Annotated in this window: 12 protein-coding genes; 11 read left to right on the forward strand and 1 reads right to left on the reverse strand. The window is 53.9% G+C overall.

The features are described 5' to 3' along the window. Position 1: 1 nt before the first annotated feature. The 5 genes from pgaB to HV261_RS07120 all read left to right on the forward strand — a co-directional run bounded on the left by pgaB (position 2) and on the right by HV261_RS07120 (position 4,454). Positions 2 to 2,023 (forward strand): poly-beta-1,6-N-acetyl-D-glucosamine N-deacetylase PgaB, encoded by a 2,022-nt coding sequence (gene pgaB, locus HV261_RS07100; RefSeq protein WP_137382670.1) that lies wholly within the window; start codon positions 2 to 4, stop codon positions 2,021 to 2,023. Next, positions 2,020 to 3,354, forward strand: coding sequence for a poly-beta-1,6-N-acetyl-D-glucosamine synthase (gene pgaC / locus HV261_RS07105; protein ID WP_040232145.1), 1,335 nt, complete (start codon positions 2,020 to 2,022; stop codon positions 3,352 to 3,354). The genes pgaB and pgaC overlap by 4 nt, the downstream gene beginning before the upstream one ends. Further along, a complete protein-coding gene (gene pgaD / locus HV261_RS07110) occupies positions 3,351 to 3,857 on the forward strand; it encodes a poly-beta-1,6-N-acetyl-D-glucosamine biosynthesis protein PgaD (RefSeq protein ID WP_202037835.1) in 507 nt (168 codons plus the stop codon). Before pgaC ends, pgaD begins: the two co-directional genes overlap by 4 nt. Before the next feature lie 82 nt (positions 3,858 to 3,939). Further along, positions 3,940 to 4,170, forward strand: a complete 231-nt coding sequence (yjdI, locus tag HV261_RS07115; protein WP_005123368.1) for a 4Fe-4S mono-cluster protein YjdI — start codon at positions 3,940 to 3,942, stop codon at positions 4,168 to 4,170. A gap of 11 nt (positions 4,171 to 4,181) precedes the next feature. Then, positions 4,182 to 4,454: a GNAT family N-acetyltransferase gene (locus tag HV261_RS07120; RefSeq protein WP_101741591.1), complete on the forward strand. Its 273-nt coding sequence runs from the start codon at positions 4,182 to 4,184 to the stop codon at positions 4,452 to 4,454. A 35-nt stretch (positions 4,455 to 4,489) separates the two neighbouring features. On the opposite strand, the gene HV261_RS07125 is transcribed toward HV261_RS07120, so the two are convergent. Next, a complete protein-coding gene (locus HV261_RS07125) occupies positions 4,490 to 5,419 on the reverse strand; it encodes a LysR substrate-binding domain-containing protein (protein ID WP_005123372.1) in 930 nt (309 codons plus the stop codon). A 392-nt stretch (positions 5,420 to 5,811) separates the two neighbouring features. Here HV261_RS07125 and HV261_RS07130 point away from each other — a divergent pair, with 392 nt between their 5' ends. The 6 genes from HV261_RS07130 to HV261_RS07155 all read left to right on the forward strand — a co-directional run bounded on the left by HV261_RS07130 (position 5,812) and on the right by HV261_RS07155 (position 12,920). Further along, positions 5,812 to 6,417 (forward strand): ankyrin repeat domain-containing protein, encoded by a 606-nt coding sequence (locus HV261_RS07130; protein ID WP_202037837.1) that lies wholly within the window; start codon positions 5,812 to 5,814, stop codon positions 6,415 to 6,417. Between the two features lie 15 nt (positions 6,418 to 6,432). Further along, the gene (locus HV261_RS07135; RefSeq protein WP_524536651.1) at positions 6,433 to 7,332 is read left to right on the forward strand and encodes an oxamate carbamoyltransferase subunit AllH family protein; all 900 of its coding nucleotides are present in this window, start codon (positions 6,433 to 6,435) and stop codon (positions 7,330 to 7,332) included. Next, positions 7,310 to 8,857 (forward strand): acyl-CoA synthetase FdrA, encoded by a 1,548-nt coding sequence (gene fdrA / locus HV261_RS07140; protein WP_202037839.1) that lies wholly within the window; start codon positions 7,310 to 7,312, stop codon positions 8,855 to 8,857. Before HV261_RS07135 ends, fdrA begins: the two co-directional genes overlap by 23 nt. Beyond that, on the forward strand, positions 8,857 to 10,275 hold the full coding sequence (locus HV261_RS07145) for a YlbE family protein (protein ID WP_202037840.1): 1,419 nt from the start codon (positions 8,857 to 8,859) through the stop codon (positions 10,273 to 10,275). Before fdrA ends, HV261_RS07145 begins: the two co-directional genes overlap by 1 nt. A gap of 117 nt (positions 10,276 to 10,392) precedes the next feature. Continuing rightward, positions 10,393 to 11,943, forward strand: coding sequence for a xanthine permease (locus tag HV261_RS07150; RefSeq protein ID WP_137382677.1), 1,551 nt, complete (start codon positions 10,393 to 10,395; stop codon positions 11,941 to 11,943). A gap of 26 nt (positions 11,944 to 11,969) precedes the next feature. After that, positions 11,970 to 12,920, forward strand: a complete 951-nt coding sequence (locus HV261_RS07155) for a carbamate kinase family protein (protein WP_202037841.1) — start codon at positions 11,970 to 11,972, stop codon at positions 12,918 to 12,920. Positions 12,921 to 12,924 lie beyond the last annotated feature (4 nt).

Consider the following 12,924-nt stretch of genomic DNA (forward strand, 5'->3'; position numbering starts at 1 on the left):
CATGCTGAAAAGATGCCTATGGCTTAGCGCACTCATCGCTGGCTGGTTGATGATTACCGCGTGCAGTAGTGCGCACAATACGACGCCTCGCTACGTTCCTCCTGATGAGAGAACGCCGCTGACGGCCGATCACCCGTGGCCGAAAAATAGTTTTTTGGTTCTCGGCTATCACGATGTAGAGGATGATGCAGCCGATCAGCGTTACCTCTCTGTGCGTACCAGCGCGCTGAGCGATCAAATCGCCTGGCTGCGTGATAATGGCTATAACCCGATCAGCGTCCAGCAAATTCTGGATGCTCATGACGGTAAAATCGTGCTGCCGGAAAAAGCAGTTCTGCTCACCTTTGATGACGGGTATAGCAGTTTCTATACCCGCGTCTGGCCGCTGCTGAAAGCTTACAACTGGCCAGCTCTTTGGGCACCGGTTGGAAGCTGGGTGGATGCCCCTGCGGACAAAAAAGTCGATTTTGGTGGACTGATGACGGCGCGCGATAAATTCGCCACCTGGAAGATGGTTGAAGAAATGGGTAAATCGCCGTTGGTGGAAATCGGCGCGCATACCTGGAATTCGCACTTCGGTGCAGAGGCGAACCCGCAGGGAAGTAAAGAACCCGCGGTGGCAAACCGTCTCTACGATAAGAAAACCGGCACTTACGAAACGGACGAGCAATACTATCGCCGTATTAATACCGATATCTCTTTGATCACCAATAAAATTAAAGCGGTAACGGGGAAATCGCCACGTGCCTGGGTCTGGCCATACGGTGCCGCCAGTGGGACGACCTTAAACCTGGCCAAAGAGCAAGGTTATAAGATGGCGTTTACGCTCAATGAAGGGCTGGCGAATGCGGCATTCCTTGATGATATCCCGCGTGTACTGATCTCCGATAACCCATCGCTCAAGCGTTTTGCCAGCCAGGTTGCTCAGGTGCGCGAACCGCAGACGATGCGCGTGATGCATGTTGACCTGGATTACGTCTATGACAAAGATCCCGCCCAGCAGAAGAGAAACATCGATAAGCTGATTCAGCGTGTCTATGACATGCGTATCTCTCATGTCTTCCTGCAGGCATATGCCGATCCGCAGGGCGACGGGAATATTCGCGAGGTCTATTTCCCTAACCGCTGGCTGCCGATGCGCGCCGATCTGTTTAACTATATTTCCTGGCAGTTACAAACCCGTGCAGGGGTTACCGTGTACGCCTGGATGCCGGTGCTGGCTTTCGATCTGGATGCCTCAATTCCGCGTGTAACGGCATGGGATCCAAAAACCGGACGTACGGCTATCGATCGTGAACAGTATGTGCGTCTTTCTCCGTGGGATAGCGAAGCGCGTAAACGCATTACCGAGATCTACGAAGACCTGGCGAAGCACGCCAGCTTCAAAGGTATCTTGTTCCATGACGATGCCTTCCTGACGGATTTTGAAGATGCGTCGCCGGAGGCGTTAGCCGCTTACCGTGCCGCAGGACTTCCGGGGAGCATCGAGCAAATCCGTAATAACCCTCAGGCGTTTGAGCGCTGGACTCGCCTGAAAAGTAAGATGCTGATCGACTTCACTAAGCAGTTGACGCAATCGGTACGCAATATTCGCGGTCCGCAGGTGCAAACCGCCCGTAATATCTATGCTATGCCGGTACTGGAACCTGAAAGTGAAGCCTGGTTTGCGCAAAACCTGAATGATTTCCTGAATACCTATGACTGGACAGCGCCCATGGCGATGCCATTCATGGAGAAAATCCCGGCCAATGATGCTAACGCCTGGCTCGACCGACTGGTGAATGCTGTTGCACAGACGCCCGGCGCGCTGGATAAAACCGTGTTTGAACTGCAGGCACGCGACTGGCGTAAATCCGGGGAACAGGCCGAAATCAGTGGTAAACAACTCGCCGAATGGATGCGTCAGCTTAAGTTAAGCGGCGCAGGTAACTACGGCTATTACCCGGATGATTTCATCAGCGATAAACCTGAGATGTCAGAGATTCGTTCGACGTTCTCCTCATACTGGTACCCGCAAAAATGACCGATCGCATAATTGCTTTCCTGATACTTTGCCTGATGTTCAGCCTGCCGTTTGGCGTGGCTGTCGTCTTCACGGGTGAAGTGATGTTGAACTTTGTCTTCTTCTGGCCCTTGTTCATGTCTGCATTGTGGATAAGCGGCGGGGTCTATTTCTGGTTTTACCGCGAGCGTCACTGGAAGTGGGGAGATGAAACGCCGCCGCCGACTCTGGAGGGAAATCCGCTGGTCTCGATTTTGATCCCGTGTTTTAACGAAGGGATCAACGCGCGCGAAACGATCGAGGCCGCACTGGCTCAGCGATATAAGAATATTGAAGTTATTGCCATCAATGATGGTTCGACAGATGACACGCACGATGTTCTGGAACAGCTGGCAACAGAGTACCCCAGCCTGCGAGTGATTCACTTAGCGGAAAACCAGGGCAAAGCCTTGGCGCTTAAGACCGGTGCTGCGGCAGCGCGCAGTGATTATCTGGTTTGCATCGATGGGGATGCGTTACTGGATCGTGATGCTGTCGCCTATATCGTGGCGCCGCTTATCCAGTTCCCGCGCGTTGGTGCGGTGACCGGTAACCCGCGTATTCGTACCCGTTCGACGTTAATTGGCCGCGTACAGGTCGGCGAGTTCTCGTCGATTATCGGCTTAATCAAGCGTACCCAGCGAGTCTACGGGCAGATATTTACCGTTTCAGGTGTCGTTGCCGCGTTTCGTCGCCGGGCGTTGGCTGAAGTTGGTTACTGGAGCCCGGACATGATAACCGAAGATATCGACATCAGTTGGAAGCTGCAATTGCGCCACTGGTCGGTATTCTTTGAGCCGCGTGCGCTGTGCTGGATCCTGATGCCTGAAACGTTGAAAGGACTGTGGAAGCAGCGTCTGCGCTGGGCACAAGGTGGGGCGGAGGTGTTTATCGTTAACATGCGCCGCCTGTGGTCGTGGGAATTCCGCCGTATGTGGCCGCTGTTCCTTGAGTTCTGTTTCTCTACCGCTTGGGCATTTGCTTATGCGGTTAGTATCGTGCTGTTCCTGTTAGGGCTGCTATTCCCGATGCCAGACACGCTGTATGTCCAGCATCTGTTCCCGCCAGCCTTCACTGGACTTATCCTCGGCGTGGTCTGCCTGTTGCAGTTTGCGGTGAGCCTGATGATTGAACGGCGCTATGAAAAAGGGATTGGGGCCTCGTTGTTCTGGATCATCTGGTTCCCGGTGGTGTACTGGATGCTGAGTCTGTTCACCACGCTGGTGGCGTTCCCGAAAGTGATGCTCAAACGCAAACGCGGCAGGGCGCGCTGGGTCAGTCCTGACCGCGGTATCGGGAGGATTGAATCATGAACCAACCGCTGATTTTTACCGAACGGCGCCTGCTGCCGCGCCTCATCGACGTCGTGTTGACGCTTATTGCCTGGATTGGGTTCTTATACCTGATTTATAAAGGGCTGATCGTCGCACTGGCGCATTCACCGTATATGGGGGTTCGCCCCTTTTTCACGACCCTGGATACGGTGACGTTTTACATCCTTATCGCCCTGGTCAATGGTCTGGTGCTTATTGGTTGGGCGAAGTACAACCAGTATCGTTTTCGGGTAGAACGCCGCAGCCGCAGGCCGGGTCTGGAAGACCATGAGCTGGCCGAAAGTTTACGCATTACCCGCGAACTGGTTACAGAACTGAACAAAGCGAGGGTGCTGACGGTTCACCATCATGAGAATGGCGAGATCAGCCATATCGATGTGGACAGAGATATTGCCGATAATCGCCTGCCGCCGCCAACGCCGGCGATGCTGGAGTATTTGCCGACGGAGCCGCAGCCGTCGTTGCACACAAGGGCCGAGTGATATTTCTGCTTTCAGCCGCTTCCTTCAGCCTCGCATGGGTCTATGATTAGACCCAGACAATAAAAAAATGCGAGGCAATGTCGTGGATAAGGAACTACTGGATGCAGGTTACCGGGCCTATACCGGCGAGAAGATTGATGTCTATTTCAACACGGGGATGTGCCAACATTCGGGCAATTGCGTGCGGGGAAGCGCAAAACTTTTCAACCTGAAGCGTAAACCGTGGATCATCCCGGATGAAGTCGATGTTGCGACGGTTATCAGGGTTATTGATACCTGTCCGAGTGGTGCGCTGAAATATCGCCAGAAATAAGTGAGGGAACCATGGAAATTCTTGCAGGCCATAACAAGTTTTATGTTAACGATGCTGAAGGCAAGCAGGTCGCCGAGATTGTTTTTGTGCCGACGGGCGAGCATCTAAGCATCATTGAGCATACCGATGTTGACCCCAGTCTGAAAGGTCAGGGCGTGGGTAAACTGCTGGTGGCGAAGGTGGTGGAGAAAATGCGCGCCGAAAACCGCAAAGTGATCCCGCTGTGTCCGTTTGCCAAACATGAGTTTGATAAAACGCGCGAGTATGATGATATTCGTGCCTGAAGACTGATTTCCGCCGGATAGTCTTATCCGGCACATCACTGCCGATGCAGCAGATCCTGATAAATCCCCGTCAGTACCCCTTGTGGGCCAAACTCTTTTTTAATCCACTGCGTTACGCGACCGGTTGCCGCGTGCTGGGTTGCCAACAGCATGCGTGAATCCTGACGAGGGTTATGGATCTGTCGCGTGACCAGCAGCGACTTTTCCATCGCTTCGCGCACCATATAGTCCGGCAGAAAACCGATGCCTTCACCCAGAATCTGGCACTGACATTTGGTATTAAAATCAGGAACCAGAATCGACTCCTGCCCGTGCAGCAACCAGCCGACCTTCTTGTTGATGGTGTGCGCAGTGTCCTCCACCATAATGTTTGGGTACAGGCGCAACTGACTCTCTGAAATCGGCTCGGGCATAAAGGCCAGTGGGTGATCCGGTGCGATAGCGAACGACCAGCGGATCGCGCCGATTTCGGTGTAATCAATCCCGCCGCCGTCCAGCAGGGTATCGGGCGCGCCAATAGCGATATTGGCCAGGTTATTGATGATCGAGTCCCAGACGCCGTTATAGACCTCGGTGGTCACGGTTATCTGGCAGGTCGGAAACTGCTTTTTGAGCACCTGTAGCAGCCGGGCAGTGTGCTGTGGGGTATACAACAGCTGGTTAATGCAAATGCGTACCCTGGCTTCAATCCCCTGGGCGATGGTATCGATGCTGCGCTTGATGGCGTGGAAGTCATTCAGCAGATCGGTTGCTTTGCGAAAGAAGTAGCGACCGGACTCAGTGAGCTCAATGCTGCGGGTACTGCGGGTAAACAGCACCACATCGAGTCCCATCTCCATGCGTTTGATGGTGTAGCTGATGGCCGACGTTGTTAAGCCAAGCTCCTCAGCGGCCTTACTGAAACTGCTATAGCGCGCTGCCATCGTAAAGGCCAGCAGGTTTTCCTCGGTAAAAATTGAATTCATCCGTTCTCCCCTCAGGCCATGCGGCGATGTCCACGATACGATGATTGTTGAATGTATTTGTAATCCTTATCGAGAGCAATCAGTTTTGAACAGAATTTAACACTAGGGTTACATTTGATTTGAAGGCAATCACACTTCTGTATTTTAGTTGCGACCCGCTATTCGTGCTGCATACCGCCTGATTTCCCCAGGCTCTGATTCGCCGCTAAAACGGCTTCAGTCATAAGGGAAAGATTGCACTACAGCACGTTTTACTCTCATTGTTAAATTTGATTCAACAATCGACACGCTTACGATGAATGAAATTTAAGCGGATGTTATTCTCTAAACTCTGTTGCTATTCTCAGGTTATCGGAAATATGAAGAGTCTAAAAAACTGCAGGAGAGTGATTATGTCAGAGAAAGAACTTATTACTGAATTTCTGCTGGCGGCAGAACAGGGTAACGCCGAAGGATTAAAATCCTGTCTGGAAAAAAATGTGGATATTAATGCCACCAACCGCCAGGGCCGTACTGCCATTATTATTGCCAGCCTGAATAAACATTATGACTGCGTTTCTTTATTGATTGCTGCCGGTGCTGATATTAATAAACAAGATCAAACCTGTTTTAATCCATTTCTGATTAGCTGCCTGACAAATGATTTAACACTGCTGCGCACGGTATTACCGGCTAACCCGGATCTTGAGCGCCTGAGCCGTTTTGGCGGTGTCGGCATTACGCCTGCCAGTGAGAAAGGTCATGTTGAGATCGTGCGTGAGCTGCTGCTGCGTACCGATATTAACGTCAACCACACCAATTTCGTTGGCTGGACGCCGCTGCTGGAAGCTATCGTACTCAATGACGGTGGCGCGAAGCAGCAGGAAATCGTCAAGCTGCTGCTCGACCATGGCGCGAACCCGCATATGACGGATAAATACGGTAAAACCCCGCTAGAGCTGGCGAAGGAAAAGGGGTATCACGAAATTGCCGAGCTGCTGATTGCCGCCGGAGCCTGACAGAGGAGCGCCGCTATCGCCACGCCATCACGGCGATGCGTTCGGGCGCTAACCGCTGACGGCGCGTTTCTTTCATTCCGGGGAACCGGGCGAGTCGAACAGGTTTTTTCCCGCGCGGTGAATCTGTTCATACCCGAGCAGCAGCGATTATTGACGTTACTGAGTGAAGGCTGTGATAACGCGCCCAATAGCTGTCGGCTGGCGCTGACGCATTGTGAAGACCTGTTTCATCCCGGTGAGCCGGTCAGTTTTACCGAATCAGGGATTGTCGTTGGTAAGGATAAGTGGATAGAGACTTCCGGGTGCCTGCCGTGGCGAATGCCACAGTGGACGCCAGATGCAACCGCGTTCTCAGCTATTCGGTGGCCGCGCTGGGAAGAGGATATCCGCCAACAGCTTAAAAACGACGACACCTTATTTCTGTACCAGGGTGACAACCCGTTTTATCAGGAAATCACCCGTGAACTACTCCAGCGTCGCCAGACATTAATGACGGCGCTGAAAACAGGAGAAAATATCTCTGCTGCCGTCAGCCGTTTAATTGGTCTGGGCATTGGGCTGACGCCATCATCCGATGATTATTTAGTGGGTCTAAGTACCATTTTATTTATTCCAGGACACCCGCTGGGAAAATATCGGGGAGCGTTTTTAGCCGCCTTGCAGCGTGACGGAAATAATACGACATTGCTCAGTAAAATTACGCTGGAGGAGGCTTTTCATCAGCGCTATCGGGAAAGTGTCGCACGACTGCTGAACCATATTATTAATGAGCAACAACACGTTTCTACGCAATATATAACTGATATTAAAAATATCGGCTCAAGTTCTGGCTGCGACATGCTATACGGCATGGCGGATGCCTGCGCCCTGAGCCACAGGTCCGGAGGGAATTATGTCGATCAGGATAGTTGTTAAAAAGAATACGTATTTTGATTCTGTCTCACTGATGTCTATTTCAACACGCGCAAATAAGCTCGATGGTGTGGAGCAGGCGTTCGTGGCAATGGCGACAGAAATGAACAAGGGTGTGTTGAAGAATCTTGGCTTGCTTACGCCTGAGCTGGAAGACGCGAAGAGTGGCGATCTGATGATTGTCATTAAAGGCGCGAGTGAAGCGGCGAACGAGCAGACGCTGGTAGCGATTGAAGATCTGTTCACGCATAAAGAGCAGGGCGGCCAGCATGAAGCGCGCTACGCCACGCTTGCCAGTGCTAAAAAGCACGTACCTGACAGTAACCTGGCGGTTATCTCGGTTAACGGTCTGTTTGCCGCACGTGAGGCACGTCAGGCACTGCAAAATAACCTCAATGTGATGCTGTTCTCGGACAACGTTTCTCTTGAGGACGAACTGGCGCTTAAGCAGCTGGCACACGAAAAAGGACTGTTGATGATGGGGCCAGACTGCGGGACCGCCATTATTAACGGCGCGGCGCTGTGTTTTGGTAATGCAGTACGTCGCGGCAACATTGGTATTGTGGGGGCATCCGGTACCGGTAGCCAGGAACTGAGCGTGCGTATTCATGAGTTTGGCGGCGGTATTTCCCAACTGATCGGCACGGGTGGACGCGATCTAAGCGAGAAAATTGGTGGTCTGATGATGCTTGACGCGATTGGCATGTTGGAAGCCGATCCGCAAACCGAAATCATTGCACTGATCTCCAAACCGCCTGCGCCTGCGGTGGCCCGTAAGGTACTGGAACGCGCACGCGCCTGCCGCAAACCGGTCGTGGTCTGTTTCCTCGGACGTGATGCCGCTCCTGCGGATGAAGCGGGGCTGCAGTTCGCACGTGGCACAAAAGAAGCTGCGCTGAAAGCGGTACTGCTGACGGGTGTGAAAAAAGAGAGTCTGGACCTGCATCCGCTGAACTGGCCGCTGATTGAAGAGGTTCGTGCCCGTCTGACGCCACAGCAAAAGTACATTCGTGGGCTGTTCTGCGGCGGCACGCTGTGCGATGAAGCGATGTTTGCCGCAATGGAAAAACATGCCGAAGTGTACAGCAACATTCATCCGGACCCGGCATTCCGTCTACAGGATCTCAACCGCAGTATTGCACATACCTTCCTCGATTTCGGTGATGACGATTTTACCAACGGCAAACCGCACCCGATGATCGATCCGACCAACCGCATTAGTCGTCTGTTGCAGGAAGCGCGCGATCCTGAAGTGGGCGTGATCGTGATGGATTTCGTCCTCGGCTTTGGATCGCATGAAGATCCGGTTGGCGTGATGCTTGAGGCGATCGTTGAAGCCAAAGCGATCGCTGCTGCAGAGGGGCGTCCGCTTGAAATTCTTGGCTATGTGCTGGGAACCGATCAGGATACGCCGTCACTGGAAAAACAGTGCCAGATGCTGACCGATGCCGGGGTTATCTGGGCGAGCAGTAGCAGCAACACCGGATTGCTGGCGCGTGAATTTATCTGTAAAGGGGAGGAAGCCTGATGAGCCAGACACTGTTTAACCAGCCGCTGAACGTGATTAACGTCGGCATCGCGATGTTCAGCGATGACCTGAAAAAGCAGAACGTACCTGTGACCCAACTCGACTGGACTCCGCCAGGGCAGGGCAACATGCAGGTGGTCGCGGCGCTGGATCAGATTGCCGATTCTCCGCTGGCAGACAAAATTACTGCCGCTAATCAGCTGGCGCTGGAACGCATTATCCAGTCACATCCGGTGCTGGTGGGGTATGACCAGGCCATTAACGTGGTGCCGGGTATGACCCGTAACACCATCCTGCACGCCGGGCCGCCAATCCGTTGGGAAAAAATGTGCGGTGCGATGAAAGGGGCGGTCACCGGGGCGCTGGTATTTGAAGGGCTGGCAAAAGATCTGGATGCAGCCGCAGAACTGGCGGCTTCTGGCGAAATTATCTTCTCCCCATGCCACGAACATGACTGTGTGGGATCGATGGCGGGCGTCACCTCTGCCTCAATGTTCATGCACATCGTTGAGAACAAAACCTACGGCAACCGCGCATATACCAATATGAGCGAGCAGATGGCGAAGATCCTGCGTATGGGGGCGAACGATCAGAGCGTTATCGATCGTCTGAACTGGATGCGCGATGTGATGGGCCCAATGCTGCGTGATGCCATGAAGCTGGCGGGCGAAATCGATCTGCGTCTGATGTTGGCGCAGGCGCTGCACATGGGGGATGAATGCCATAACCGCAACAATGCCGGGACTGCGCTACTGATTCAGGCGCTGACGCCGTGGATCATTCAGACCGGTTATCCGGTTGAGCAACAGCGGGAAGTGTTTGAGTTTGTCCTCAGCAGTGATTACTTCTCCGGCCCGACCTGGATGGCGATGTGTAAAGCGGCGATGGACGCTGCACACGGTATCGAATACAGCACCGTAGTGACGACGATGGCGCGTAACGGTGTTGAATTCGGTCTGCGCATCAGTGGTTTACCGGGTCAATGGTTTACCGGTCCGGCGCAGCAGGTGATTGGCCCGATGTTTGCGGGCTATAAGCCGGAAGACTCCGGACGCGATATCGGCGATAGCGCGATTACCGAAACCTACGGTATTGGCGGTTTCGCGATGGCGACGGCACCGGCCATTGTGGCGCTGGTGGGCGGTACGGTTGAAGAAGCTGTCGACTTCTCTCGCCAGATGCGTGAAATCACGTTGGGCGAAAACCCGAACGTCACCATTCCGTTGCTCGGTTTTATGGGTGTACCAACGGCTATCGATATTACGCGCGTGGGCAGCACCGGCATTCTGCCGGTGATCAATACCGCGATTGCGCATAAAGATGCAGGGATCGGCATGATCGGCGCCGGAATTGTACACCCGCCGTTCGCCTGTTTCGAAAAGGCGATCCTCAACTGGCGTGACCGCTACTGCTCATAACAATAACCGGGGCTAACGCCGTTAGCCCCACGGTAGCGAAGCGAAAAACGTTGCTTACCTGCAGGGCTGGGCGATCTCCGCGATCGCAAACGATGCTTAACCTGTTAAGGATATTCCATGAACAGCATAAAACTAGAATGGAAACGTGGTGACTGGGCGGCTTACTTCGGGCTGATGACCAACAACCTGACTAACCTGCTGACAATGATGGGCCTGCTCATTTTTGTTGTCGGCATCCCGACTGAAATAGTTTACGGCCGCATTGCGCCAGCCTTTGGTCTGGCGGTGCTGGTGGCCAGTATCTGTTACGCCTGGTTTGGTTTGCAGATGGCAAAACACACCGGCCGTAATGATGTGACGGCGCTGCCGTCCGGGCCCAGCGCACCGTCAATCTTTACCGTGACGTTCCTGGTGCTGATGCCGGTTTATCAGCAAACCAAAGATGCCAACTTCGCCATCCAGATAGCACTGGTATGGTGCTTTGTGGAAGCGTTGATCCTGGTGGGCGGCTCCTTCCTGGGCGAGACCATCCGCAAGATGATCCCGCGTACGGTACTGCTCTCCTGTTTATCCGGTCTGGGTCTGCTGCTGTTGGCGATGAACCCCATGCTGCAGGCGTTTGAAGCGCCGACCGTTTCTTTCATCGTCCTGTTGCTGATTTTCATCAACTGGTTCGGTAAGAAACCGATTTTTGCCCGCATTCCGACCGGTTTGCTGCTGCTGATTGCCGGTACGGCCCTGGCATGGATCTCCGGTCTGCAAAGCCCGGAAGCGATTAAAGCCTCGATGTCGTCTTTTGGCTTTAACCCGCCAGAAATCCATGTCGACAGCTTCCTGCAAGGTTTGCCGCATGCGCTACCGTATCTGGCTTCTGCAGTTCCGCTGGGTCTGGCGAACTATATTTTTGACCTCGAGAACATTGAAAGTGCGCACGCCGCGGGCGATGAGTACAACACCCGTAAAGTTATGATGGCGAACGGTTTTGCCTCCATGCTTGGCTGCATGCTGGGTAACCCGTTCCCGGTGACTGTGTATGTCGGACATGCGGGCTGGAAAGCAATGGGCGCCAGCATCGGTTATACCCTGGCATCTGGTATCACCATGTTCCTGGTGCCGCTGTTTGGGCTGGGCGCGTTTATGCTCGCCATTATTCCGATGACTGCGATAGTGCCGATTCTGGTGTTTATCGGCGTGGTGACCGCCAACCAGGTGGTGCGAGAAACGCCCAAAGTCGAGGTTCCCGTCATTTTCATCTGTCTGTTCCCGTGGATCGCCAACTGGGCATTGACCATCGTCAACAGCGTGATGGGCGCTGCCGGAACCTCTGCGGGGAAACTGGGCAGTGACCTGCTGCACAGTAAAGGCGTGTACTACGACGGGCTGGTGCATCTGGGAAGCGGCGCGCCGCTGGCCAGTATGCTGTGGGGCTGTGTCGCTATCTTCGCCATCATGAACAAGCCGTTACGTGGGGCGATTGCCGCCGCCTTCGGTGCACTGTTGTCGTTGTTTGGTGTGATTCACTCCCCGGCAGTGGGTTTTGCCGAAGGCAGCTCGATGATGTTTGTTGTGGCCTACCTGATGATGAGCGGCATGTTCGTCGTCAAACATATTCTCGACAGTCGTGAAGCGGCTACTGCGCCTGAGCAGGAACCGACGAAAACAACCTGAATCGCCTGCAAGCGGAAGAAAATACGATGAAAGAACTTGTGGTCGTTGCCATTGGCGGCAACAGCATTATCAAAGATAACGCCAGCCAGTCGATTGAGCACCAGGCTGAAGCGGTAAAAGCGGTGGCGGACACGGTGCTGGAGATGTTGGCATCGGACTACAACATTGTGCTGACACACGGTAACGGACCGCAGGTGGGGCTGGATCTACGGCGGGCTGAAATCGCGCACGAACGCGAAGGTTTGCCGCTGACGCCGCTGGCAAACTGCGTCGCTGATACTCAGGGCGGTATTGGCTACCTGATCCAACAGGCGCTGAATAACCGTCTGGCGCGACGCGGTGAGCAGAAAGCGGTGACGGTAGTCACGCAGGTAGAGGTCGATAAGAACGATCCCGGGTTTGCGAATCCAACCAAGCCTATCGGCGCATTCTTTAGTGAAGCTCAGCGTGACGAGCTGCAGCGGATTAATCCAGGCTGGCGTTTTGTTGAGGATTCCGGGCGCGGTTACCGGCGGGTTGTGGCTTCCCCTGAACCCAAACGTATTGTTGAAGCAGAGGCTATCAAAACGCTGACTCAGCAAGGTTTTGTGGTGATTGGCGCAGGCGGCGGCGGGATCCCGGTAGTCCGTAGCGAGCACGGGGATTATCACAGCGTGGACGCAGTGATTGATAAAGATCTCTCTACTGCGCTGCTGGCGCAGGAGATCCGCGCCGACATTCTGGTGATCACTACTGGCGTAGAGAAAGTGTGTATTCACTTCGGCAAGCCCAACCAGCAGGCGCTGGATACGGTGGATATTGCGACAATGACCCGCTACATGCAGGAAGGTCACTTCCCGCCAGGCAGCATGTTACCCAAAATTATCGCCAGCCTGACGTTCCTCGCACGTGGCGGTAAGCGGGTGATCATCACCACGCCGGAATGCCTGCCTGCCGCACTGCGCGGTGAAACGGGTACCCATATTGTCCATTCCTGAGAGG

This window comes from Citrobacter sp. RHBSTW-00671, from assembly GCF_014103415.1.
Taxonomy (GTDB): Bacteria; Pseudomonadota; Gammaproteobacteria; order Enterobacterales; family Enterobacteriaceae; genus Citrobacter.